A 22,818-nucleotide genomic window follows, 5' to 3' on the forward strand; every position below is an offset into this window, starting at 1 on the left:
TGGATGATCTCTGTTGACTCGGCGGGAGAGCTCTCGGCTCACGTGGGCAGCCTCCTCGGGCGCAGCGACTGGTACGTGCTTAGCGGCGAGCGGATCGCGCAGTTCGGCGATCTCACAGGCGACCGGCACTGGATGCACACCGATCGCGACAGGGCTCGATCGGAGGGCCCGTTCGGGGATGTCATCGCGCACGGCTTCTTCCTACTCTCGCTCGTGACGGGACTCGGCAACGCGTGCTACGAGATCACGGCCGCCTCGCGCTGGATCAACTACGGCCTCGACCGCGTGCGATTCACCTCGCCCGTGGTCGCCGGTCAGGCCATCCGGCTCGCCCTCACACTGAACGCAGTGGAGGCGACACAGGGTGGTCATCGGTTGAATCTGGGTTGCGAACTGGAACTGCAAGGCTGCGCGCGGCCCGCCCTGGTCGCTGACTGGCTCGTGCAGGTGGAGGAGGTCGCAGCGTGAGCGAGTTCGAGCCGATCGGGCAGGAGGCAAGCTTCCTCGGCCATGTGGGCGGGATCGAGTCGCGGCGAATGGCAGACGGCGTCGAACTCCGGCTCAAGCTGGCCTCTCACCACCTCAACCCGAACGGGACCGTCCACGGCGGAGTCATCCTGACTCTGTTCGACATTACGCTCGGGCTAACCGTCGAGCAGAGCCTGCAGGGCGCGCTCGACGGCCATCCCATCACCGTCCAGCTCTCCACCAGCATGATCGGTGCCGCGTCCGCTGGTGAGACGCTCATCGCCTCGGCACAGGTCGACGCGAGCACCAGGACCACCTCGTTCGTGTCGGGGCGGATCCGCTGCGGCAGCAGGGTGATCGCGACGGCCAGCGCGGTGTTCCGCAATCCCAAGCCCGCCGGCTGAGAGGTCCTTAGGGCAACCCGCCGCACCTCGGGCGCCAGGCCTGAGGGCCATTGACATCGGCCAGCGGAACGATGCGGACCGGGGCGCCGCAAGTCCGGAAGCTGACGCCCTTGTGCTCAGCCGGGAGCTGGTCTCCGCGACCGTGCAGCTTCGGCGCAGTGATCCGGGGAAGTACGCCTCGGGATGGCGCCACGCTCGCACAGCCGGAAAGCCATGCTGACTTCCTTCCAGTCCGTTCCGGGTTCCCAGGTCCGCTCCGTTTTACACATCCGGAATACACCGCGATCAACGACAAACAACGCCAAGTAACCCATAGGACCGATCCAGTGCTGAGGTCAGATTCGAGTGAGTTCAGGCCATTCGGGGAGGATAGAGCCCTATTTGCCGAATAGTGCCCTCATCAGAAGGTTGGGGGTTCGAATCCCTTCGGGCGCACCGAAACACAGGGCGGAACGGGTCGCCGATGGTGGTCCGCTTCGGCTTATCGGCATCCTCGCGATGCTCCGATTTCCGTTCACAGGTACTCGGTGATGAGGAACCGCGTGATCTGCTCCGCTCGAACGGACAGCGCCTCGAGCTTTTCGGCGGGCATCGCAGCGAAGTTGGTGCCGTACGCGGAAATCGTGTCACGCGGAACGAGATCGGGATGACGGGCAAGCGATCATCGCGAGATCCAAGGTAGACATCAGCCATTCGGCGACCGCTCGACTGGTAGATCTGCGCGCGGCCGCGTCGAACACGGCCGTGCGAGATCTCGAACGTCTGCTCAGTCCGGTTGAACCACGCCCGGCCAGTCGGCGGTCGTAGTAACCACGGCCAGCGCCGTCGACGATCAGGACGTCGAGGTTGTGAACGTGGCCTGCCAGAGGACCTGGTTTCGCACGCACGTTGTCGTTCGCGGATAGGCATGCAACGGCTCTTGGCAATTTTGACTGACTACTCACTCTCTTATAGAGTCTTGCTATGTCGAGACCTCGTAGTGATCAACGACGCACCGGAATTTTGGATGCGGCGACGCGGGTCATCGCGTCGAGAGGTCTCGGAGCTGCAGCGACGGCCGCGATAGCGAAGGAGGCGGGCGTTTCGAACGGATCTTTGTTCCTGTATTTCGAATCCAAGTCGACGCTGCTGAACGAGTTGTACGTGCAGCTGAAAGCAGAGGTGGGCGACGCCGCAATGGCCGATATGCCCGACCAGGGTTCCACACGAGATCTGGTGCGCCACATGTGGAAGCGCTGGCTCCGGTGGGCGACGAGCAACCCGGAGAAGCGTCGCACCCTGGCGCAGTTAGAGGTCACGGACGAGATCAGCCTCGAGAGTCATGAACTGGTCCGGGACGGGCAACGGCTGATGTCTGAGCTCATTGAACGCAGCCGGGCCGGTGGCCCGATGAAGGATGAACCCGTCTCTTTCGTACTACTGGTCGTAGGCGCGATCGCTGACACGACCATGGATGTCATGATCCGCGACCCCGATGGTGCGGACGCCCGCAGTGACGCCGCGTTCGAAGCAATGTGGCGGGTCTTAGCCGGTTGAACTGCGCCGCGGGGAACTTCCCAACGTCACCGTCACACCCCCAATGAGAACTCAATCCCAACACCAGGAGACGATCATGCTCGAGAACAAGAAAGAACAAGAGAAGGCCTGGGTCATTACGGGCCCGACGTCCGGCATCGGCTACCGCACGGCGCTCGAGCTGGCCTCTCACGGCACGGTGGTTCTGGTCGGTCGCGACCAGGCCAAGCTCGCGGAAGTGAAGAGGGAGATCGAGACCGGCGGGGGCAAAGCCCACACGGTGGTCGCGGATATGTCCGATATCGTGAGCGTCCGCCGAGCCGCGGATGAGATCGCGAACCTCGGCCTCACGCTCGGCGGCGTGTTGAACAATGCCGGCATCATGCCGACAACACCGGCGAAGTCGAAGCAGGGCTGGGACTCGGCGTTCGCAACCAACCATCTCGGACCCCTCGCTTTCGCTGAGGCGCTCGTCCCCGTCCTGCCGGACGGTGCGAATGTGGTGTTCATTGCTTCGGCGGTCGAGGACCCGGAACGCAAGATCGCCGTGCAGGCCGGATTCCGCGGGAGCCGTTTCATCTCCGCGGAGGCAGCGGCCCGTGGCGAATACAGCCCTGGCGGTTCCACTCACGCGGGAGCGGACGCATACGCGACCTCCAAGCAGGGAGCCCTCGCCACGGTGTTCAGCCTCGCGCGCGAGATTCCGCGGCTGCACTTTCGCGCCGTTGAGCCAGGCGTGAACCCGGGATCGAACCTCGCTCGCGACATGGCGGCGCCGATCCGCGTGCTCAGCAAGGCTCTCGCGCCCCTGATGGTCCTCATGCCTTACTACTCGACCCCGAAACGCGCCGCGAAAGTCATCGCCACTGTTCTTACGGACCCGTCAACGGCCACCGGCGTCTACTACGACGAAAACGGCAAGCCCATGCAGGCCTCCAAGCAGGTCAGCGATCCTGCCTACGCCGACCGGTACCTGAAGGAGAGCCGCGAGCTGCTCGCCACCGTCCCCGAGGGGAAGTAGCAGCCGTGTCGAACAGCACCCTCACCGTCGGCTTCGTCGGTCTCGGCGACCAGGGCCTCCCCATGGCAGCCGCCATCGCTGGCGCCGGGTACCCCCTGCGCGTCTGGGCTCGCCATCGCGGTTCCCTCGAGCAGCTCGCCGACACCCCGCACACGCCGCACGACACCCTGAATGGCCTGGCCATGTCCAGCGATGTGGTGTGCCTCTGCGTCAACACCGACGAAGACGTGCATGCGCTGGTCACCGGCGGCCTCGCCGACAACATGCGACGCGGCACAGTGATCGTCAACCACGGTACCGGGACACCCGCCCAGGCGATCCGGATCGCGGCTGCCTGCCGGGCACGAGGGGTCGACTACCTCGACGCACCCGTCAGCGGCGGCCGCGCCGGCGCCGAAGCTCGCACCCTCGTCACCATGGTCGGTGGCCCCACCGAGGCCTTCACGCGGTGCAAACCTGCATTCCTGACCTTCTCCTCAAGCGTCATCCACCTCGGCGGCCACGGCGCAGGCGAACTCGCGAAACTGCTGAACAACACCCTCATGATGATGAATCAGGCGAACATTGCCGACGTCCTCGAACTTGCCGATCACTTCCAGCTCGACACTCGAGCCCTCATCGATGTCCTCCAGGCCGGCAGCGGCACGAGCGCCGCCCTCGGAATGATGGCCGCGGGCGCCACGACCACCCCGCCCGAGATGATCGCTCACCTGCATGAGGTGCTCCTGCTGGACATGAACCTCTTCGAGGCCGCCATGCGTGAGAGCGACGCCCCGGCCACCACTCTCATCGAGCGCGGCTATGCGGGTGCTCACCGTGTCCCCCAGATCGTGGAAACGCTCAGCCGATAACCATCGAGGCTTCCGGTGCCGCTGCCCGGAAGCGCAGCACCGCCGGTATCCTCATCCAACTCTCTCGAGGTCGTCAAGAACGGCCAGAGCCCCGACCGTGAACCGGCGACGCGACAGAAGCCTGGGTGATGGCTCGATGGGCCCCGCAGCGCACGCCGCAGGGCCCATCGCATTCACTCCTCTGACCTACTTCGGCGACATCTGGAACCAGCCGCCGTCGGTGACATGGTTCAGGCCGGACACGAAGGATGCCTCGTCGGAGAGCAGCCAGGCGATGGTGTTGGCGATCTCCTCCGGCCTGCCCATGCGACCGTTCGGCTGCCCCGCGGCGTACATCGCCCGGACGTCGTCGGGCAGGGCCTGCACTGCGGGCGTGTCGATCAGACCGGGAGAAACCGAGTTGACTCGCACGTTGTCCTTCGCGTACTCGAGCGCACCCTGACGAGTCATCTGGATCACTCCTGCCTTGGCGATCGCGTAGGCGGGCTGGCCGACGGTGGCACGCATACCGGCGCCCGAGGCGACGTTGACGATCGAGCCGCCTCCGCTCGCGAGGAAGTGATTGAGCTCGGCGACCATGCAGAACCACATGCCCTTGAGGTCGATGTTCATCGTGAGGTCCCACGTCTTCTCGTCCAGGTCATGCAGGCGCGACGGCACCTGGCCGATTCCCGCGACGTTGGCTGCGAAGTGCAGTCCACCCCAGGTGGAGACTGCTTCGGCAACCATCGCTTTCGAGTCGCTGGCCTTCGCGACATCCACGTGCAGGAATCGCGCCGAGCCCCCGGCGGCTTCGATCTCACTGACGACGCGAGCGCCACCGTCGTCGGTGACGTCGCCGATCAGCACGTGAGCGCCCTTCTTGGCGAGCAGCTTGGCGGTCGCCTCGCCGATGCCCGACGCCCCGCCGGTGACGACTGCGACTTTGCCTTCGAACGACATGACTCAATTCCTTTCCTTGGGAAAACGTTTCTTGAGGAAAGGATATGCCCGATACCTTTGGTTGGTGCGTATCGATCTCGAAGCCGCAGGGGATCTGGGGTACCGCAATCCGATGGCCCTGCACCTGGCCACGCTCGTCGAGCTGTGGAGGTCTCCCGAGTTCGCCGCGGGCCTCGTCGACGAGGTGGTCGAGGGGCTCGGCGCCACCGACGCGCGCGTGCTCTGGGAGCTGGGCTATCGGCGGGAATGTCGGCCCGGCGTGCTCGCATCGGTCATCGGGATCGGCGCTCCCAGCATCAGCAAATCAACCGCGCGGCTGCTGGGCCGAGGTCTCATTGCGGCCGCACCCGACCCGACGGATGCGCGCGCAACGGTGCTTCGGCTGACTGGCGAGGGGGAGGCGGTAACCCGGCGGCTCTATCAAGTCGGGGATTCCTTCATCGATCGCCTTACCGCCGATTGGACCGACGAAGACCGGCGTATCGCCACGTCTCTGCTCGCGCGCCTGGCTCGGCGGGCGCAGGACTTCTCCGGAGTCGGCGACAACTAGGCCCCCTCCGTCTCTGACGGATCGTTCGGCGTGAGCGGGTTCCGCCGAAAGTGCAGTCTCGTATAGACAATCTAGAATTGACGTTCTAGAGTGTGGATACGGCTCAGCGGTGAGTCGAGAGGAGAGAGCAATGACGCTTGCAGTTGCGGCGCTTTCGCACGCGCCATCCTTCGGGAATGTCGACCCCGGTGGATCGACGTTTGCTGAAATCCAGTCGGCGATCGGCGAGGTCCAGGCCTTCGTCGCCGACTATCGACCCGATGTCGTCGTCGTCTTCGGCCCCGACCACTTCAACGGCCAGCTCTACTCGCTCATCACGCCGTGGGCGGTCGGCGCGGTCGCCGAGGGCGTCGGCGACTACGGCACGACCGAGGGCCCGCTTCCCGTCGACTCCGAGACCGCCCGCGCCCTGCACGCCCTCGTGCTGGAGCAGGGCATCGACATCGGCCGTTCCGAGCGGATGCGCGTCGACCACGGTGTCGTGCAGCCGCTCGACTTCGTCTTCGGCCACAACTTCACGCAGCCGATCGTGCCGGTGTTCGTCAACTCGCTCGGTCTTCCGCTCACCCCGATGTACCGGGTGCGTGAGCTGGGCGAGGCCTTCGGTCGGGCGGCCCAACAGCTCGACAAGCGCGTGCTCTTCCTGGCATCCGGCGGCATCTCGCACAACCCGCCGATCCCGCGCTGGGACGGCGCCCCGGGCACCCTCCAGGAGCGGCTCATCCAGTACGCGCCGACCCGCGAAGAACGTCAGGAGCGCGAGCGCAAGATCATCACCGGCATCCAGGCGATCGCCGACGGCAAGGCTCCGACCGATCCGCTGAACGAGGAATGGGACGAGCTGCTGCTGGGCGTTTTCCGTTCCGGAGATCTCACCCAGGTCGATGCCTGGGCCAACGACTGGTTCATCGCCGAGGGCGGGTCGGCCGCCCACGAGATGCGCAGCTGGATCGCGGCCTACGCGGCGCTGTCGACGGCCGGTCCGTACCACTTCGCGGTCGACCACTACTGGGCGGTCAAGACCTGGGGTGCCGGGTTCGGCATCCAGGCGGCCATCACCGACCCGTCATGAGCGAGCTGGTCACGTTCTGGGAGGCCGTCGCCGACCTTCCTCATTCGCTGGAGTACGTGCAGGTCGGTGCCTGGCGCACCCGCGTGCTGCACATCGGCGAGGGGGAGCAGACGGTCGTCCTGATGAACGGGACCAGCGGCCACATCGAGGCGTTCACGCAGAACATCCGGGCCCTGGCCGAGCACTACCGGGTGGTCGCCTACGACTACCCGGGCCACGGCTTCACGACCCTGACGGACCACGATCTCGAGATCCCCGAGTACGAGGAGCATCTGCTGGGACTGCTCGACGCGCTCGAACTCGAGCGGGTGCATCTGTGCGGCGAGTCCCTCGGCGGATGGATCGCGATCAAGTTCGCGGCCCATCACCCCGACCGCGTCCGAACGCTGATCCTCAGCGCGCCCGGGGGTCGCGTGGTCGCGCAGCAGCAGGTGGATCGCGCCCAATCGGTCAGCACGCAGGCCGCCGCCGAGCCGACCTTCGACAACGTCAAGCGCCGGCTGGAGGTCGTCATCCACGACCCCGCGAAGATCACCGACGAGCTCGTCAGGATCCGTCAGGCGGTCTATTCGCGACCGGGCTTCGCCGAGTCCCTGCGCCACATCTCGGTGCTGCGGCAACCGGAGCCGCGCTTTCGCAACCGGGTGACCGATGAGGACTACGCCGCGATCCCGGTGCCGACCCTGCTGGTCTGGACCGGACACGAACCGACCGGCGGCCCGGAGGTGGGAGCGACGCTCGCCGCGGCCATCCCGGACGGCGAACTGCTGTTCGTCGAGGACGCGGCGCACTGGCCGCAGTGGGAGGCGGCGGCCGCCTTCGACGAACGGGCGCTCGACTTCTTGGGGAGGAAGGGATGACCGGCACCGCATCGCCGGCGACCATCGACGCCATCGCGGACGAGCTCTACCGCGCTCGCCGTGACATCCGCACCATCGACTACGTCAGTCCGCGGCTTCCCGAGCACGACCTCGAGGCGGCCTACGCCATCTCCGAGATGGTCGCCGCGCGCCGCGAGGCCGAATTGGGCGTGCACCGCGTCGGCCGCAAGGTCGGCCTCACGAATCCGTTGGTCCAGCAGCGCGTCGGCGTGTTCGAGCCGGACTACGGGATCATCCACGACGACATGGTCTTCCCCTCCGGCGTGGTGCTGCCCGCCTCGCGGTTCAACTTCCTGCGCATCGAGGCCGAGGTCGCGTTCGTGCTCAAGAAGCAGATCCTCGATCCCGCGCTCGACGTGATCGCGGCGGCGATCGACTACGTCACGCCGGCGTTCGAGATCGTCGACTTCCGCTTCGCCGGCAACATCGGCGCGATCGTCGACACGGTCGCCGACAATGCCGGCTGCTCGGGCCTGGTCGTAGGCGAGGAGCGGCACGCCTATGGCGAGGTCGACCTGACCACCGTCGAGATGGTCATCACGACCGCCGACGGCACGGAGATCACGCGCGGGGTGGGCAGCAACGTGCTCGGCGATCCGGTGAACGCCGTGCAATGGCTGGCCGAGACCGCCATCCGCCGGGGTCAGCCGCTGCAGGCGGGCGAGATCCTGCTCTCGGGTTCGATCGGCTACATCGAGCCGTGGCCGGCGGACGTCGCCTGCACCGCCACCATCACCGGTCTGGGACGCGTCGTCGCGACGCTCGATTCGAGGAGTTGAAGGATGACGGACAACACCGACTACGGCGTCGACCACGAGACGCGGGTCGCCATCGAGCAGCTCGTGGCCGAACTGCTCTGGCGGCTCGATCACGACCGGGCCGACACGAGCTGGGAGCTCTACACCGAGGATGCGGTCTCGGTCGGGCCGCTGGGCACCATGGTGGGCCGCGACGCGATCAAGGCCTGGGGGCAGAAGCGGGCGGCCCAGACCGGGATCGTCGGCCGGCATTTCATCGGCGGCATCCGCCTCGCCTGGATCGACGGCGTGCTCACCGGCACCGTCGCCTACTGCACCTTCCGCGATTCGAGCGCGGACCCGCTGGTGCCGGCGAGCGTCGGCGAGTTCCGCGAGCAGTACCGCCAGGTCGACGGACGCTGGCGGTTCGCCCGCCGCGAGATCGTCCCGGTCTTCGGCGGCGCGAACGCCGCGGCGCATGCCGCACGCCTTGCCGAGGGCGCGGCATCATGAAGTCCGGGAGGCAGGCCGGGCGGGCGCCCGCTCTGATCCACCAGGCGATCCCGTCGCAGGCGGTCGCCGAGTTCGTGATGAGCTCCGGATACGACGGGACCATCGTCGACCTGCAGCACGGCGAGGTGGGCCTCGATGCCGCCGTCGCCATGCTGCGGGCCATTCCGCGGGACCGGAACGAGTACGCCTACGCGCGGGTCGGGAGCCTCGATCCGGCGCCGATCCTGCGCCTGCTCGACAGCGGCGCCCGGGGCATCATCGCCCCGACGATCGAGACGGCGGATCAGGCGCGCGCCCTCGTCGAGGCGACCAAGTACCCGCCTCTCGGCGGTCGCAGCCTCGGACCGAGCCGGCCGTCGCTCTATGCCGGGGACGACTACGTGGCGGCGGGGAACAGCGCGGTCTCGGCGATCATCCAGATCGAGACCGCCCGCGGCCGGGAGAACGCGGAGGAGATCTTCGCGGTCGACGGGCTCGATTCCGTCTACCTCGGCCCGGCCGATCTCGCCGTGTCGTACGGGCTGCCCGGCCGCGGCGATTGGACGGAAGGCCCCGTCTACGACGCCGTGCTCGAGCTGTCATCGATGGCGCACGCCGCGGGACTCACCTTCGGCCTGTACTGCGCCTCGCCCGCCTACGCCCGGGATCTCATCGCGGCCGGGATCGCCGACTACGTGGGACTCGGCATCGACCTGGTGCTCCTGACCCGGACCGCCCGAGAAGCCATCGAATCACTGAGGAGCACGTCATGAGCCACGACCCCGACGTCATCATCATCGGGGCCGGTCCCGTCGGCCTCACCCTGGCCAACCTGCTCGGCCTGCGTCAGGTCGAGGTGACCCTGATCGAGGCGCGCACCGAACTCATCGACTACCCGCGCGCGGTCGGCATCGACGATGAGGCGATGCGGGTGATGCAGGCGATCGGACTCGTCGACCGGGTACTGCCCCACACGGTGCCGGATCAGAAGATCCGCCTCATCAACGGGGACGGCAAGGTCATCGGCGAGATCAACCCGACGATGCGCGAATTCGGCTGGCCGCGGCGCAACGGCTTCGTACAGCCGCTCGTCGACCGGGTGCTGCTCGAGGGACTGCAGCGGTTCGGGCACGTCGACGTGCGGTTCGGCGCCGAGGCCGTGGACATCACGCAGACCGCGGATCGCGCGACCGTGACGTATCAGACCGCCGACGGCTCGCGGCGAAGCATCTCGGCCAAGTACGTCGTCGCGGCCGAGGGCGGCAGCTCGTTCACCCGCAAGCAGCTCGACATCAGCTTCGACGGCGAGACGCGCAAGGCGCGTGGTCTCGTGATCGATGTCGCCAACGACCCGCTCGGCACCCCGCATGCGGTCTTCGGCGGCGACCCGACGCGCGCGTACGCCACCCTGAGCCTGCCGCACGGCATCCGGCGCTGGGAGTTCACGATGCATCCGGACGAGCCGGACGAGCTGGCGGACGATGACGCATTCGTCTTCGGGCTGCTGTCCGGTCACGTTCCGGCGCCCGAGTCGCTGCAGATCATCCGCCGCCGCATCTACGCCCACCATGCGCGCATCGCGGGACGGTTCCGGGTGGGGCGCATCCTGCTGGCCGGTGATGCCGCGCACGTCATGCCGGTCGTGGCCGGTCAGGGCTGGAACTCGGGAATCCGCGACGCGATGAACCTCGGCTGGAAGCTCGCGGCGATCGTGCAGGGTCGCGCGGACGACTCCCTCATCGAGACCTACGAGGAGGAGCGCCGCGGCCACGTCGCCGCGATGGTCGGCCTGTCGCTCAACATGGCCAAGCTGATGACGAACGACAGCCGGATCGCGTCGTCGCTGCGTGACGTCACCGCCGCGGTGATCGACAGGTTCCCCCGGCTCAAGGCGAAGGTCTCCGGCCAGGGCTTCAAGCCCATGCCGAGGTACGACACGGGGGTGGTGGTGCCGACCCCGATCCCGCAGTTCAAGTCGATCCCCGTCCGTGACGACGTGCCGCGCTCGACGGGCACGCTCTTCCCGCAGCCGCGGGTGGTCGGCATCGACGGTGCGCAGGGGCTGCTCGACGACATCGCGGGCAACGATTGGCGGGTCTTCGTCTGGAACAACGATCCGACGAAGTTCATCTCCGCGAGCACGGCGGAGCTCCTGCCCCGGCTGGGTGCGTCGCTCGTGCAGATCGTGCCCGCGGTCCAGTTGCCGTGGGCGGCGGCCGAGGCGGGTGACGGGGTCCAGGTGATCGGCGATCCGGCCGGCGTGTTCCAGGCCTGGTTCGACGCCCGGCCCTTCTCGGTCATCATCGTCCGCCCCGATCATGTGGTCGCCGCCGAGTGCCTCGCCCAGGACCTCGAGGCGACCCTGCAGAAGGTCTTCGTGGCCGCCCGGGTCGCGAGACTTCCCATCATGACTTCTTGATAGTGCATTTTCAGGTAAGGAATATATGATTAGAGATGCACGATCCAAAGGGCGCTCACCGTTGATCGCCCCCACCCGCCACCGCACCGCAATCACTCAAAGAAGAGGAAAACGATGAACACACGGATCAAGCGATCGCTGCTCGTCGCAGTCGTCGCGCTCAGCCTCACCCTGGCCGGTTGCGCCAGCGGCTCGATCAACGGCTCGTCCTCGAGCCCGTCGGCGAGCAGCGCATCCTCGGCAGGTACCACGACGGTCAGCCTCGGGGTCTTCCCGTCGTCGGGCGTCGCGGTCTTCCAGCTGGGCATCAACAAGGGCTTCTTCCTGAAGCACGGCATCGACCTGCAGCTCACGCAGGGCGCCAGCAGCGTCGCGCAGCTTCCTGCGCTGTCGACCGGCACTCTCGACTTCCTGCTGGCCAGCCCGACCACGCCCCTCACGGGCGCCGCGAAGGGCCTCGACGTCAAGATCGTCGCCGGCTTCGCCCAGAACGACCCGAGCCAGATCGATGACTCGACCGTCATCGTGGTCGGCAAGAACTCCACGATCACGCGCCCGAAGAGCCTCGAGGGCAAGACCGTCTCGGTCAACGCGCTCGGCGGGATCGGCCAGCTCGGCGTCGAGGAGATCGTCTCGAAGGACGGGGGCGACCCGAGCAAGGTCAAGTTCGTGCAGCTCGCGCTCAACGATGTCCCCGCCCAGATCGCGTCCGGTCAGATCGACGCCGGCATGACGGGTGCCCCGTTCTCCGACCAGGTCGTCGCGGCCGGCGGCAAGATCCTCAGCGACTACATCAACCAGATCGGCGTCGGAAAGGCCGAGCTCGTCATCGCGGGCAGCGGCAAGTTCATCTCGTCGAACCCCGCGGCGGTGAAGAACTTCGTGGCGGCGCTCAACGACACCTACGCCTACGCGACCGACCACCACTCCGAGGTGAGCGACCTGCTGCCGTCGATCCTGGGCATCCCGGCCGCGGCGGCGCAGCACACGGTGTACGAGTTCTGGAGCACCGACGTCAACCGGCCGGCCCTGGAGACCTTCGACAAGCTGCTGGTGAAGTACGGCGTCATCTCGAAGCCGGCCAACCTCGACAAGGTCATCTACCAGGCGAAGTGACCCGTGGGCGGGGGCCTCCGACGGCAGGCCCCCGCCCCTACCCTTTCCTTAGCCCCCGACGAAGAGGAGCACGCGATGGCCACCCAGCCGCCCACGCTGAGCACCGCCGCGATCAGGATGGTGCCGCGGCGAGCCGGAGCCGAGCGCCGCGCCCGACGGTGGAGTGCGGTCGGCCCGGTGGTGCTCGGCATCGGCGGTGTCGTCGCCCTTCTCGCCTTCTGGCAGCTGTACGCGATGTTCGGGCCGATGCAGCCCGGGTTCCTGCCGGCGCCGAGCGCGGTGCTGCCGCGGTTCGTCGCCGACTTCGGCTATGTGGCGTTCTGGACCGCGGTGGGCCAGACCATGTGGGCTTGGCTGCTGAGCCTGGCGATCTCGTCGGTCTCGGCTCTGGCGGTCGGCCTGGTGATCGGGTCGAGCCAGTTCCTGCGGCGCGCCACTCACAGCACCATCGAATTCCTGAGGCCGATCCCGTCCGTTGGCCTCATCCCGATCGCCGCCCTCGTCTTCGGACCGCGGATCGGATCGGAACTGCTGGTCGTGGTCTACGGCTGCTTCTGGATCGTCGTCATCCAGGTGCTCTACGGCGTCGCCGACGTCGACAAGGTCGCCAGCGACACCGTGCGCACCCTCGGCATGAACTACTTCCAGCGAGTCCGGCATCTGGTGCTTCCGACGATGCTGCCGTACTACTTCACCGGGCTGCGCCTCGCGGCGACCGTCGCACTGATCCTGACCGTCAGCACCGAGCTCATCATCGGGACCCCCGGTCTCGGCCGTTCGATCGCGCAGGCGCAGCTCAATGACTCGATGACCGACCTGCTCGCCCTCGTGATCATGGCGGGGGTGCTCGGCATCGTGATCAATCTCAGTGCGCGCTTCCTCGAGCGTCGCCTGCTGTTCTGGCACGGCTCGGTGCGATCGGAGCTCGGCTCGTGAGATTCCTGAAGAACGTCGGCTTCTGGCTCGGGCTGCCGATCATCCTCGTCGCCGTCTGGTGGGCGGCGACGCTGGGAGACGTCAACCCGTTCGTCCCGAAGCCCGGCGATCTCGTGGTGAAGCTGTTCCAGGTCTGGTTCGGCAGCGACTTCCTCGCGAATGTCGTGCCCAGCCTCTCGCGGTTGCTCGTCGGCCTCGCGGTCTCGATCGTGCTCGGCATCACCCTCGGCATCCTGATCGGTTCGTGGAGGTGGGTGCGGTGGCTGCTCGAGCCTGCCCTCGAGTTCCTCCGGGCGGTGCCGCCGACCGTGCTCATCCCGGTGCTCCTGCTCGTCATCGGCATCAACGACGGGATGAAGATCACCATCATCGTGCTCGGATGCCTGTGGCCGATCCTCCTCAACACGATCAGCGGCGTGCGATCGATCGACTCGGTGTTGGCGGACTCCGCGCGCGTGTATGGCATCGGCGGCTGGGCGCGCCTGCGCCACCTGGTGCTCCCCGGTGCGGCACCGCAGATCATGACCGGCGTGCGGCAGAGCCTCTCGGTCGGGCTGATCTTGATGATCGTCTCCGAGATGTTCGCGACCACGGACGGCATCGGATTCGCCATCATCGGTTTTCAGAACAGCGTCTCGATGCCCGAGATGTGGAGCGGCATCCTGCTGCTCGGGCTGATCGGCATCGCGCTGTCCGTGATCTTCTCGCAGGTCCAGAAACGGGTCCTGCGTTGGTACGAGGGACTGAAGGAGGCCTCGAATGAAGGCTGAGACGACCAAGGCGCCCCTCGAGGCGCCGCCGAGCGACGTTCGACTCTCGGTCCGCCAGTTGCGCAAGGTCTACGGGCTGGGAACGCCGAAGGAGTTCGAGGCGGTGAGATCGCTGAGCTTCGACCTGCACACCGGCGAGTTCGTCTGCCTCGTCGGCCCCTCGGGCAGCGGCAAGACCACCCTGCTGAAGTGCATCGCCGGACTTCTGGAACCCACCTCCGGAGAGGTTCGCCTCGACGGAAAACGGGTGGCGGGCCCGACGAAGGGCCTCGCCGTGGTCTTCCAGGAGTACGCCAGGAGCCTGTTCCCGTGGATGACCGTCGCCGCGAACGTCGAGCTCCCTCTGAAGACCTCAGGGGTTCCGAAGGCCGAGCGCCGGGAGCGCGTCGCGACGGCCCTGGCCGCGGTCAGCCTCGACGAGGCCGCCGCCAAGCGGTACCCGTGGCAGCTCTCGGGCGGCATGCAGCAGCGCGTTGCGATCGCCCGCGCGGTCGCCGCGCGTCCCAGCGTGCTCCTGATGGACGAGCCCTTCGCGGCGGTGGACGCGCAGACCCGCGGTGAGCTCGAGGACCTCGTGCGCACCGTCTGGAAGACCCTGGGGATGACGATCCTCTTCGTGACGCACGATATCGACGAATCCGTCTACCTGGGCGGCCGAGTCGTGGTCTTGTCGAGTTCGCCCACCGTCGTGCAGGAGGACCTGCCGATCGACCTGCCCATCGAGCGCGACCAGGTGGAGACCCGTTCGAGCCGGCGCTTCGCGGAGCTGCGCGCCCATGTCTACGAGGAGATCCAGTTCGCCAAGAACAACAAGGGCGGCACCAAGGATCGCGTCGCAGGCTGAGTCGGCGCCGAGCGCCGTTAGCCTGAGGCGGAGGGGAATGAGGATGGCGAGACGCAACACGCACCAGTCCACGCCGGGGAACGAGCGCGCCATCCTCGAGGCGGTGCTGTCCCTCGCGGTGAAGGCCGGTTACGAAGGAACGACGATGGCCGAGGTCGCGCGCGTCTCGGGATTGCCGGTCGGATCGGTCTATTGGCACTTCGAGAACAAAGAGGCGCTGTTCGCCGCGTTGATCGACTACTGCTTCGAGATCTGGAAGCAGCGGCACACGGGGCCGAGCAATCCCGCCATCCTGCACGAGGCCATCGCCGGATCGGCGGCGGCCTCGGCCGACCCGGAGAACACCGAAGAGGCGTTCTGGATCATCGGCCTCATCTTCGCGCTCGAGAAGCGGCTCGAGGGCAACGGCGCCCGTCAGAGGTATCTGGAGGTCCGCGCCGAGATGTTCGATCGGATCGTGGCCATCGTGCAGGACGACCTGCCCGCCGCGGCCCTTGCGGCTGAGCCAGACCTCGCCCGCAAGATCGTCATGCTCGGTCGCGCGCTGACCGATGGGTTCTACATCTCCGCCTCGGCCGGTGACGACATCGACTTCGCCGAGGCGGCGGGACTCGCCGCGGCGGCAATCGATGCGCTCGTCGCCCGGTATGCCGATGCGGCGAGCGAGAAGGGCCGACCGTGACCCCGGGAGCCCCCGCTGCGATCGTCGTCGGCGGCGGGAAGGGCATCGCGGGGGCGGCGACCCGCGAACTCGCTCGGAGCGGGTTCCGCGTCGCCGCCCTGTCGCCGAACGGCAGCGGGAGAGAGCTCGCCGAGAGCCTGGGCGGCGTCGGCCTCGCCGGCTCGAACCGCTCGGCGTCCGACCTGGCCGCGATCATCGATCTGGCCATGACGACCTTCGGCCGCATCGATGCGGTGGTGAACAGCTCCGGTCACGGCGCCGCCGGCCCGGTTCTCGAGCTGACCGATGACGACTGGCTCGACGGCCTCAACGGCTACTTGCTCAACGTGGTGCGCATGGCGCGGCTCGTGACGCCCCATCTGATCGCGGCGGGGGGCGGTGCCATCGTCAACGTCTCGACGAGCTCACCGTTCGAGCCGAACCCGGGCTATCCGGTGTCGGCGACCTTCCGGGCCGGGCTGGCGGCGTTCACCAAGCTGTACAGCGACGAATACGGCCCGGCCGGCATCCGCATGAACAATGTGCTGCCCGGGTGGACGAAAGAGGACCCATCGTCGATCGCTCCGGAGTGGACCGAGCGCATCCCGCTGCGACGGGCGGCGAGCGCGGCCGAGGTGGCGCGCACGATCCGCTTCCTGGCGACCGACGATTCGAGCTACATCACCGGGCAGAACATCCGTGTCGACGGTGGGGCGTCCCGATCCGTCTAGTACGGACGGGCAGTGAAGGAGTCTCCATGGCCAACGATCGCACGCGAATGTTGAGCGAGGTGCGTCGCGCCATCCTCGATGGCGACTGGCAGCCGGGGGATCGGCTGCAGCCCATGCAGCTGGCCGAGCGGTTCGCCACGAGCACGACCGTGGTGCGCGAGGCGCTCGCCCTGCTCGTCGGCGACGGGCTGGTGCTCGCCCGGCCGAACCGCGGGTTCTTCGTCCCCGAGTTGCGCCTGCGCGATCTGGAGGACATCACCGAGCTGCGCTGCGTCTCGGAGGCCCTCGCCGCGACCCTCGCGACGGAACGCGGGGATATCGCCTGGGAGTCGGACCTGACCGCAGCCCATCATCGCCTGTCGAAGACCCCGCGTCGCCTCAGCGACGACCCCGCTCGCATCAACCCCGAGTGGTCGAGCGCCCATCGCGAGTTCCACCGCGTGCTCATCAGCGCCTGCGGGAGCGACGCGATCCTTCGCCTCGCCGCGAACCTGGCCGATTCGACCGAGCTCTATCGCCGCTGGGCCGCGCCCTCGACGGCGGCCGTGAGTCGCGATGTCGAGGCGGAGCACGAGGCGCTGCTGCGGGCCGCCCTCGCGCGCGATGGCCAACTGCTCGGAGCGCTGCTGCGCTCGCACTACGAGTCGACGGTCCGGGTCGTGCTCGAGGCCGGGCTCGTCGACGGGGCGGGCGGCGCCGCCGGGCGGGTCGAATAACGCATTTCATGTGATAAAATGCATTATCACTGACCTGCGATGCAGCCTGACAGGAGATACGCAATGGCGCTGGGTGCTGTCACCGGCATGGGCTATCTGGCAATGCGGACCCGCGACTACGACGAGTCCCTGCAGCTGGCGACCGAGGTGCTCGGTCTGCGCATGACGCATGACGGCGGCGATCGTGCCTACCTGTCGGCCGCCGACCAGCACCATGAGCTCGTCTACATCAAGGCGGATGCCGACGGCATCGACCACATCGGCCTCCTGGTCGAGAGCCCGGAATCACTGGCCGTCGCGCGCGCGCGGATCGAGGCCGGTGGATTCCGGATCATCACGCGCACCCCGTTCGAGGCGGCGATCGGCGAGGGGTTCGCCTTCGTGGGGCCCGAGGACTACGTGTTCCACCTCTACACGGGCATGAGCGCCTTCCGGCACGGACCGGCCGCCTTCGGCCCCGATCGCTACGGTCACATCAACATCCATCCGCAGGATCCGACCCGGATGAAGGACTTCCTCGTCGAGTTCCTGGGCTTCCGCGTCTCGGACGTCATCGGCCAGGACTTCGCCTACTTCCTGCGCTGCAACGCCGACCACCACGGCATCGCCCTCATCAAGGGCAAGGGCAGCCTGCACCACCACGCCTGGCAGACCCAGAGCATCGCCGACCTCGGGCGCCTCGGCGACCGGCTGTTCGCGCTCGGGAAGCGCCTGATCTGGGGACCGGTCCGGCACGGTGCCGGCCACAACATCGCCGCGTACTACGTCGAGCCGAACGGCACGGTCGTCGAGCTCTACACCGACCTGGAGCAGATCCACGACGAGCTGCGCCCGCCGATCGAGTGGTCGGCCGACGATCGCACCTGGTTCAACCGCTGGGGCGTCTACAACGGCGACGACTTCCGCGCGCACGGCGCATTCCCGGTTCTGCCCGCCTGAACCGGATCGACCCGAGAGGACCTGACATGACGCGGTACGCGAGCTATCTCACGCCGGCCGGTGCACCCACCTGGGGCGCGGAGAAGGACGGCACGCTGTTCGATCTCGGCCCGAGCGGACTCGGCGTCGCCCCGACCCTCCGAGACGCGATCGTCTCGGACGCGCTGTCGAGCACGCCGAGCACGGCGAACGCCCCGGCCCAGGCGGTCGACGGCACCCGGTTCCTCCCCGTCGTCGGCGAGGCGGCCAAGGTGATCTGCATCGGGGTGAACTACAAGACCCATCAGGCCGAGACCGGCCGCGCGGACGCAGGGCACCCGACCGTCTTCACCCGCTTCACCGACACGCTGTGGCCGCACGGGGCGGACGTGCGCATCCCGCCGGAGTCGGCGATGTACGACTACGAGGGCGAACTCGCGCTGGTGATCGGGCGGCCCGCGCATCGGGTGCCGCGGGCGGCGGCCTGGGATCACGTCGCCGGCTACGCCGCGTTCAACGACTTCAGCGCGCGCGACTGGCAGCGGCACACCGGTCAGTGGACGCCGGGGAAGAACTTCCCGGAGTCGGGTACCTTCGGTCCCTACTACGTGACCGCGGCCGATCTGGGCGACGTCGACGAGCTCGTGCTCGAGACCCGCGTCAACGGCGAGGTGCGCCAGCACGCGGGCGTGGCCGACCTCATCTTCGACATCCCCGCGATCATCGAGTACGTCTCCACCTTCACCCCGCTCGCCCCCGGTGACGTCATCGTCACGGGGACGCCCGGCGGTGTCGGCCTCTTCCGCGAGCCGCCGGAGTTCCTCGCGCCCGGCGACATCGTCGAGGTCGAGATCACCGGACTGGGCGTGCTGCGCAACCGTCTCGTGGCCTGATGACCGACGTCCTGGTCGTCGGGGCCGGTCCGGTCGGCCTCACCGCGGCGCTCTGGCTCGCCGACGGCGGGGCATCCGTCGTCGTCGTCGAGACGGCCACGCGGCCGGGCGACCTGCCGCGTGCGATCAGCATCGCCGACGAGACCTTCCGCATCATGGAGCGTCTCGGCATCGCCGACGACCTCAAGGCGGAGTCCCTGCTCGACACCGGAAGCCGCTACTTCGGCCTGAACGACCGGCTGCTCGCCTCGTCGAAGCCGGTGCCGTCGCGGATCGGGCATCCGGCCAAGTCGCAGTTCGACCAGCCCGTGCTCGAGGCACTGCTCTGGGAGCGCGCGGTGCGGCACGACCGGATCGAGCTGCTGACCGGTGTCACCGCCGTGGCCATCGAGCAGGATGACGAGTCGGTCGCGGTCACCGTGCGCACCGAGGGCGGTGCGGCGCGCACGCGGGTCCTCCGGGCATCCTGGCTGGTCGGCGCGGACGGCGGCCGCAGCTTCACGCGTGACGCGCTGGGGGTGAGGCTCGTCGGTTCGACGCAGCAGGAGCGCTGGATCGTCATCGACCTGGTGAACGTGCCGGAGGTCCGCGCGCCCTACGCGGAGTTCCACGGCAACGGCCGGCGCCCCTACGTGCTGGTGCCGGGCATCAAGGGACGGCTGCGGGTCGAGTACATGCTCTTCGACGACGAGGATCCGGATGCGATGACCACGACCGAGGCCATCGTCGACCTCGCCCGCCCGCTGCATCCCGGCATCGTCCCGGAGGACATCCGTCGGGCGGTCGTCTACGTCGCCCATCAGAGGATCGCCGAGCACTACCGCGCCGGCCGGGCGTTCCTCGTCGGCGACGCCGCGCACCTGATGCCGCCGTTCTCGGGGCAGGGGCTCAACGCCGGTCTGCGCGACGCGGTCAACATCGCCTGGAAGCTGCTCGAGGTCATCCGGGGTGGCGGCACCGAGCGTCTGCTCGACAGCTACGAGACGGAGCGACGCGCCCACGGCGCCAAGATGGTGACGATCTCGCGGCGCACGGGAGCGGTCGTGATGGCGACCGGCCGGGTCCGCCCGCGCCTGCGCGACGCGGCGTTCCGCACCGTGAGCGTCATCCCCGCGATCCACCGCTACCTCTCGTCGATGCGCTTCATCACCCCGCCCGACTACTCCCGTGGCGTCGCCGTCCGCCCGCGCGGCGTCGACCATCGGCTGGCCGCCTGGGTCGGCCGTGCGGTGAGCCAGCCGCTGGTGAGCGACGCCGCCGGGAACCGGTCCGGCCTCGACGCCCGGCTCGGCTCCGGCTGGGCGGTGCTCGCGATCGGACCGGCACGCGGGGATGCCGTCGCTGCGCTCGACGGCTACTGGACCCGCCTGGGGGCGAAGCTGCTTCGCTTGGTCGACGACCCGGCTGCCGCGCCCACCGGAGCAGAACTGGTCGACCGGACCGGATCGCTGACCGGCGTGGCGGAGCTGGCCGAGACCCACTACGTCGTCGTCCGGCCGGACAAGTACGTCGCCGCGGTGTTCACCGCCGCCGGCGAGCACCGGGTGGTCGCCGCGCTGCAGCGGTTCGACGCGCCTAGGGTCTCGATGAGGAGAGCGGAATGACCACGCGGTACGAGCACGACGATCTGTACTGGCAGGACGAGTACGAGCCGATCACGGAGGACGACGCCTTCCTCCGCGAGATCGTCGCCGCGAGCGATCTCCCGTCGCTGCTGGCGGCGCTGGCCGCGGTGACCGGCGACACCTCGGCGCTCACCGACGACCTGCAGCCGCCCCTCACCCCCGTCGACACCATCGGCCATCCGCACGGCGGCATGACCGCCGAGCAGCAGGAGAAGGCGCGTGCGATCGCGCTCGCCGGACTGCGCCGGGTCCGCGACGAGCGGCTGACCTCGGTGGGCACCCTGAGCGAGGCGCAGCTCGGCGCGATCCTGGGATTCCTGGTCGCCGGGCACGAGGAGTGGATCCCGTCCCTTACGCACGAACTCGATCTCGCGCCCGACAAGGGGGCCGCGCCGGACTGGCACGTCGACGAGTTCGACACCGAGCGACCGTTCACGGTGCTCGTCATCGGCGCCGGCATGTCGGGGATCGCCGCCGGATTCCGCTTCTCGCAGGCCGGCATCCCGGTCACCATGATCGATGAGGCGCACACCCTCGGCGGCACCTGGTGGAAGAACCGCTATCCCGGCGTCCGGCTGGACACCCCCACCTTCGGCTACTCCTTCTCCTTCGCGCAACGCGCCGACTGGCCGCACCAGTTCGCCGAGGGGGCGGAGATCGAGGAGTACCTGCTCGACATCGCGCAGCGCACCGGCCTCGCCGACCGAGTCGAGTTCTCGACCCGGTTCGTGAGGGCCGCGTGGCTCGAGGAGGAGCAGCTCTGGGAGGTGACGACCTCGGGGCCGCAGGGGGAGCGGACGCGGCGCTTCTCGGCGATCATCACGGCCGTCGGTCAGCTCGATCGCCCCCACATCCCCGACTTCCCGGGTCGCGACTCCTTCCGCGGGGTCGTGATGCACTCCGCCGAATGGGATGACGCGGTGGCATGGCAGGGCAAGCGCGTGGCCGTCATCGGCACCGGCGCGAGCGCGTACCAGATCGTGCCGGCCATGTACCGGGACGTCGAGAGCCTGGTGGTGTTCCAGCGCAGCGCGCCGTGGATGCTGCCGGCTCCGAGCTACCACGCCGAGGTGACGGAGGCCTTCGCCTGGCTGGTGCGCAAGCTGCCGCACTTCGGCCAGTGGTACCGGCTCTGGGTCACGCTGCTCGGCATCCCGGGTCGGCTGCACACCGTGACGGCCGAGGAGGGCTGGCCGGGCGTGCCGGTGACGATCTCCGCGGTCAACCAGCGCGTGCGCGACGACCTGATCGCACGCATGACCGAGCAGTACGCGGACCGCCCCGAGCTGCTCTCGATCGCGATCCCGAGCTACCCACCGGGCGCCAAGCGCATGCTCCGGGACAACGGGGTCTGGGCGGCCGCCCTGAAGGCGCCGACCACGACCGTGGAGACGTCTCCCATCTCGCACCTCACCGAGCGCGGCATCGTCACGGAATCCGGCATCGAGCACGAGGTCGACATCATCGTCTACGCCACCGGGTTCAAGGCCTCCGACTACCTCGACGGCATGGAGTTCGTCGGTCGTGACGGCATCGAGATCCACGAGTACTGGCGGGGCGACGCCCGCGCGTACAACGGCATCACCGTCCCCGGGTTCCCCAATCTCTTCATGCTCTACGGGCCGAACATCGTCGGGGTCGTCTCGGGCAGCCTGCACTTCATGATCGAGCGCTCGGTGGAGTACGCGCTCAAGGCCGTGCGCGAGCTTCTGGCCAGCGGTGCGCACGCGCTCGAGGTCACGCAGGAGGCGCTGGAGCGGTACCTCGCCTGGGTCGATCCACAGAATCGCAGGATGTCGTGGGGCCAGCCCTTCGTCCACACCTGGTATCAGAACGCGATGGGACGGGTCTCGCAGATCTGGCCGTTCACCAACGCCGAATTCTGGGAAGTGACCGAGCGGGTCGACCTCGCCGACTACGAGGTGCTGCGCTCGGGGGCCCGAGCAGGCCAGACTGGGAGCATGGGAACAGACACGGGCGCCAACGCCAGCGGTAATCAGTCCGACTCCGCGCAGACCTGGGACGAGGTCGATTCGGGGCAGTCGGATGACATCGAGAACAGCCTGACCGCGCAGGGCACCTCCGATCGCGAGACGACTCGCGAGATCAGCCGCGACGAAGCGGTCGAGGCGGCCGAGCGGGCGCGGATCAAGCGCAGTGGGGGCACCGTCTGACCCTTCGGGCGGAACGCCCTTACGAATCCCGAACATCGCGCTGATCGCGCGCGCACACGGATTCGCCACCGTGGTGTCGGCA

Annotated in this window: 24 protein-coding genes; 23 read left to right on the forward strand and 1 reads right to left on the reverse strand. The window is 68.1% G+C overall.

Annotation, left to right across the window (positions count from 1 at the left end; all coding sequences use genetic code 11):
• Positions 1 to 3 precede the first annotated feature (3 nt).
• The 5 genes from ACFPJ4_RS09645 (at position 4) to ACFPJ4_RS09665 (ending at position 4,259) form a co-directional block, all read left to right on the forward strand.
• Positions 4 to 468, forward strand: a complete 465-nt coding sequence (locus ACFPJ4_RS09645; RefSeq protein WP_386740192.1) for a MaoC family dehydratase — start codon at positions 4 to 6, stop codon at positions 466 to 468.
• On the forward strand, positions 465 to 872 hold the full coding sequence (locus ACFPJ4_RS09650; protein WP_386740193.1) for a PaaI family thioesterase: 408 nt from the start codon (positions 465 to 467) through the stop codon (positions 870 to 872). Before ACFPJ4_RS09645 ends, ACFPJ4_RS09650 begins: the two co-directional genes overlap by 4 nt.
• Before the next feature lie 963 nt (positions 873 to 1,835).
• Positions 1,836 to 2,408: a TetR/AcrR family transcriptional regulator gene (locus ACFPJ4_RS09655; RefSeq protein WP_386740194.1), complete on the forward strand. Its 573-nt coding sequence runs from the start codon at positions 1,836 to 1,838 to the stop codon at positions 2,406 to 2,408.
• 76 nt (positions 2,409 to 2,484) lie between these two features.
• Entirely contained in the window at positions 2,485 to 3,408 is a 924-nt protein-coding gene (locus tag ACFPJ4_RS09660; protein ID WP_386740195.1) for an SDR family NAD(P)-dependent oxidoreductase, read from the forward strand.
• 5 nt (positions 3,409 to 3,413) lie between these two features.
• Positions 3,414 to 4,259, forward strand: coding sequence for an NAD(P)-dependent oxidoreductase (locus ACFPJ4_RS09665; RefSeq protein ID WP_386740196.1), 846 nt, complete (start codon positions 3,414 to 3,416; stop codon positions 4,257 to 4,259).
• 186 nt (positions 4,260 to 4,445) lie between these two features.
• Here the strand turns inward: ACFPJ4_RS09665 and ACFPJ4_RS09670 are convergent, their stop codons facing one another.
• Positions 4,446 to 5,201: an SDR family NAD(P)-dependent oxidoreductase gene (locus ACFPJ4_RS09670; protein WP_386740197.1), complete on the reverse strand. Its 756-nt coding sequence runs from the start codon at positions 5,199 to 5,201 to the stop codon at positions 4,446 to 4,448.
• 64 nt (positions 5,202 to 5,265) lie between these two features.
• Here ACFPJ4_RS09670 and ACFPJ4_RS09675 point away from each other — a divergent pair, with 64 nt between their 5' ends.
• From ACFPJ4_RS09675 to ACFPJ4_RS09760, 18 genes are all read left to right on the forward strand, one after another.
• A complete protein-coding gene (locus tag ACFPJ4_RS09675; protein WP_386740198.1) occupies positions 5,266 to 5,751 on the forward strand; it encodes a MarR family winged helix-turn-helix transcriptional regulator in 486 nt (161 codons plus the stop codon).
• 130 nt (positions 5,752 to 5,881) lie between these two features.
• Positions 5,882 to 6,823 carry a 3-carboxyethylcatechol 2,3-dioxygenase gene (locus tag ACFPJ4_RS09680; RefSeq protein WP_386740199.1) on the forward strand — a complete coding sequence of 314 codons (942 nt, stop codon included), beginning with the start codon at positions 5,882 to 5,884 and terminating at the stop codon, positions 6,821 to 6,823.
• Entirely contained in the window at positions 6,820 to 7,683 is an 864-nt protein-coding gene (locus ACFPJ4_RS09685) for an alpha/beta fold hydrolase (protein ID WP_386740200.1), read from the forward strand. Before ACFPJ4_RS09680 ends, ACFPJ4_RS09685 begins: the two co-directional genes overlap by 4 nt.
• The gene (locus tag ACFPJ4_RS09690; RefSeq protein ID WP_386740201.1) at positions 7,680 to 8,483 is read left to right on the forward strand and encodes a 2-keto-4-pentenoate hydratase; all 804 of its coding nucleotides are present in this window, start codon (positions 7,680 to 7,682) and stop codon (positions 8,481 to 8,483) included. The genes ACFPJ4_RS09685 and ACFPJ4_RS09690 overlap by 4 nt, the downstream gene beginning before the upstream one ends.
• Positions 8,484 to 8,486: 3 nt before the next feature.
• Entirely contained in the window at positions 8,487 to 8,954 is a 468-nt protein-coding gene (locus ACFPJ4_RS09695) for a nuclear transport factor 2 family protein (protein ID WP_386740202.1), read from the forward strand.
• Positions 8,951 to 9,706: an HpcH/HpaI aldolase family protein gene (locus ACFPJ4_RS09700; RefSeq protein ID WP_386740203.1), complete on the forward strand. Its 756-nt coding sequence runs from the start codon at positions 8,951 to 8,953 to the stop codon at positions 9,704 to 9,706. Before ACFPJ4_RS09695 ends, ACFPJ4_RS09700 begins: the two co-directional genes overlap by 4 nt.
• The gene (gene mhpA, locus ACFPJ4_RS09705; RefSeq protein WP_386740204.1) at positions 9,703 to 11,352 is read left to right on the forward strand and encodes a bifunctional 3-(3-hydroxy-phenyl)propionate/3-hydroxycinnamic acid hydroxylase MhpA; all 1,650 of its coding nucleotides are present in this window, start codon (positions 9,703 to 9,705) and stop codon (positions 11,350 to 11,352) included. Before ACFPJ4_RS09700 ends, mhpA begins: the two co-directional genes overlap by 4 nt.
• Positions 11,353 to 11,466: 114 nt before the next feature.
• Complete coding sequence (locus ACFPJ4_RS09710) at positions 11,467 to 12,468, forward strand: ABC transporter substrate-binding protein (protein ID WP_386740205.1); 1,002 nt, start codon at positions 11,467 to 11,469, stop codon at positions 12,466 to 12,468.
• A 75-nt stretch (positions 12,469 to 12,543) separates the two neighbouring features.
• Positions 12,544 to 13,404 (forward strand): ABC transporter permease, encoded by an 861-nt coding sequence (locus tag ACFPJ4_RS09715; RefSeq protein ID WP_386740206.1) that lies wholly within the window; start codon positions 12,544 to 12,546, stop codon positions 13,402 to 13,404.
• Positions 13,401 to 14,174: an ABC transporter permease gene (locus ACFPJ4_RS09720; RefSeq protein ID WP_386740207.1), complete on the forward strand. Its 774-nt coding sequence runs from the start codon at positions 13,401 to 13,403 to the stop codon at positions 14,172 to 14,174. The genes ACFPJ4_RS09715 and ACFPJ4_RS09720 overlap by 4 nt, the downstream gene beginning before the upstream one ends.
• Positions 14,164 to 15,018 carry an ABC transporter ATP-binding protein gene (locus tag ACFPJ4_RS09725; protein ID WP_386740208.1) on the forward strand — a complete coding sequence of 285 codons (855 nt, stop codon included), beginning with the start codon at positions 14,164 to 14,166 and terminating at the stop codon, positions 15,016 to 15,018. Before ACFPJ4_RS09720 ends, ACFPJ4_RS09725 begins: the two co-directional genes overlap by 11 nt.
• Positions 15,019 to 15,061: 43 nt before the next feature.
• Positions 15,062 to 15,700, forward strand: coding sequence for a TetR/AcrR family transcriptional regulator (locus ACFPJ4_RS09730; RefSeq protein ID WP_386740209.1), 639 nt, complete (start codon positions 15,062 to 15,064; stop codon positions 15,698 to 15,700).
• Positions 15,697 to 16,410 (forward strand): SDR family oxidoreductase, encoded by a 714-nt coding sequence (locus tag ACFPJ4_RS09735; protein ID WP_386740210.1) that lies wholly within the window; start codon positions 15,697 to 15,699, stop codon positions 16,408 to 16,410. Before ACFPJ4_RS09730 ends, ACFPJ4_RS09735 begins: the two co-directional genes overlap by 4 nt.
• A 26-nt stretch (positions 16,411 to 16,436) precedes the next feature.
• Positions 16,437 to 17,126 (forward strand): GntR family transcriptional regulator, encoded by a 690-nt coding sequence (locus ACFPJ4_RS09740; RefSeq protein WP_386740211.1) that lies wholly within the window; start codon positions 16,437 to 16,439, stop codon positions 17,124 to 17,126.
• 63 nt (positions 17,127 to 17,189) lie between these two features.
• Positions 17,190 to 18,065 (forward strand): VOC family protein, encoded by an 876-nt coding sequence (locus ACFPJ4_RS09745; RefSeq protein WP_386740212.1) that lies wholly within the window; start codon positions 17,190 to 17,192, stop codon positions 18,063 to 18,065.
• Between the two features lie 26 nt (positions 18,066 to 18,091).
• A complete protein-coding gene (locus ACFPJ4_RS09750) occupies positions 18,092 to 18,937 on the forward strand; it encodes a fumarylacetoacetate hydrolase family protein (protein ID WP_386740213.1) in 846 nt (281 codons plus the stop codon).
• Positions 18,937 to 20,541 (forward strand): FAD-dependent monooxygenase, encoded by a 1,605-nt coding sequence (locus tag ACFPJ4_RS09755; protein ID WP_386740214.1) that lies wholly within the window; start codon positions 18,937 to 18,939, stop codon positions 20,539 to 20,541. Before ACFPJ4_RS09750 ends, ACFPJ4_RS09755 begins: the two co-directional genes overlap by 1 nt.
• Positions 20,538 to 22,736 carry a flavin-containing monooxygenase gene (locus ACFPJ4_RS09760; RefSeq protein ID WP_386740215.1) on the forward strand — a complete coding sequence of 733 codons (2,199 nt, stop codon included), beginning with the start codon at positions 20,538 to 20,540 and terminating at the stop codon, positions 22,734 to 22,736. Before ACFPJ4_RS09755 ends, ACFPJ4_RS09760 begins: the two co-directional genes overlap by 4 nt.
• Positions 22,737 to 22,818: the final 82 nt, after the last annotated feature.

This window comes from Lysinimonas soli (assembly GCF_042655435.1).
GTDB classification, from domain to species: Bacteria; Actinomycetota; Actinomycetes; order Actinomycetales; family Microbacteriaceae; genus Lysinimonas; species Lysinimonas soli.

What these genes read in the sequence shown, in the direction of transcription:
- ACFPJ4_RS09655 (WP_386740194.1), top strand. Translation starts at nt 1,836, where the DNA reads ATGTCGAGACCTCGTAGTGATCAACGACGCACCGGAATTTTGGATGCG.
- ACFPJ4_RS09685 (WP_386740200.1), top strand. Translation starts at nt 6,820, where the DNA reads ATGAGCGAGCTGGTCACGTTCTGGGAGGCCGTCGCCGACCTTCCTCAT.
- ACFPJ4_RS09645 (WP_386740192.1), top strand. Translation starts at nt 4, where the DNA reads ATGATCTCTGTTGACTCGGCGGGAGAGCTCTCGGCTCACGTGGGCAGC.
- ACFPJ4_RS09700 (WP_386740203.1), top strand. Translation starts at nt 8,951, where the DNA reads ATGAAGTCCGGGAGGCAGGCCGGGCGGGCGCCCGCTCTGATCCACCAG.
- ACFPJ4_RS09755 (WP_386740214.1), top strand. Translation starts at nt 18,937, where the DNA reads ATGACCGACGTCCTGGTCGTCGGGGCCGGTCCGGTCGGCCTCACCGCG.
- ACFPJ4_RS09750 (WP_386740213.1), top strand. Translation starts at nt 18,092, where the DNA reads ATGACGCGGTACGCGAGCTATCTCACGCCGGCCGGTGCACCCACCTGG.
- ACFPJ4_RS09710 (WP_386740205.1), top strand. Translation starts at nt 11,467, where the DNA reads ATGAACACACGGATCAAGCGATCGCTGCTCGTCGCAGTCGTCGCGCTC.
- ACFPJ4_RS09695 (WP_386740202.1), top strand. Translation starts at nt 8,487, where the DNA reads ATGACGGACAACACCGACTACGGCGTCGACCACGAGACGCGGGTCGCC.
- ACFPJ4_RS09740 (WP_386740211.1), top strand. Translation starts at nt 16,437, where the DNA reads ATGGCCAACGATCGCACGCGAATGTTGAGCGAGGTGCGTCGCGCCATC.
- ACFPJ4_RS09660 (WP_386740195.1), top strand. Translation starts at nt 2,485, where the DNA reads ATGCTCGAGAACAAGAAAGAACAAGAGAAGGCCTGGGTCATTACGGGC.
- ACFPJ4_RS09680 (WP_386740199.1), top strand. Translation starts at nt 5,882, where the DNA reads ATGACGCTTGCAGTTGCGGCGCTTTCGCACGCGCCATCCTTCGGGAAT.
- ACFPJ4_RS09670 (WP_386740197.1), bottom strand. Translation starts at nt 5,201, where the DNA reads ATGTCGTTCGAAGGCAAAGTCGCAGTCGTCACCGGCGGGGCGTCGGGC.
- ACFPJ4_RS09760 (WP_386740215.1), top strand. Translation starts at nt 20,538, where the DNA reads ATGACCACGCGGTACGAGCACGACGATCTGTACTGGCAGGACGAGTAC.
- ACFPJ4_RS09730 (WP_386740209.1), top strand. Translation starts at nt 15,062, where the DNA reads ATGGCGAGACGCAACACGCACCAGTCCACGCCGGGGAACGAGCGCGCC.
- ACFPJ4_RS09745 (WP_386740212.1), top strand. Translation starts at nt 17,190, where the DNA reads ATGGCGCTGGGTGCTGTCACCGGCATGGGCTATCTGGCAATGCGGACC.
- ACFPJ4_RS09715 (WP_386740206.1), top strand. Translation starts at nt 12,544, where the DNA reads ATGGCCACCCAGCCGCCCACGCTGAGCACCGCCGCGATCAGGATGGTG.
- ACFPJ4_RS09725 (WP_386740208.1), top strand. Translation starts at nt 14,164, where the DNA reads ATGAAGGCTGAGACGACCAAGGCGCCCCTCGAGGCGCCGCCGAGCGAC.
- ACFPJ4_RS09690 (WP_386740201.1), top strand. Translation starts at nt 7,680, where the DNA reads ATGACCGGCACCGCATCGCCGGCGACCATCGACGCCATCGCGGACGAG.
- mhpA (WP_386740204.1), top strand. Translation starts at nt 9,703, where the DNA reads ATGAGCCACGACCCCGACGTCATCATCATCGGGGCCGGTCCCGTCGGC.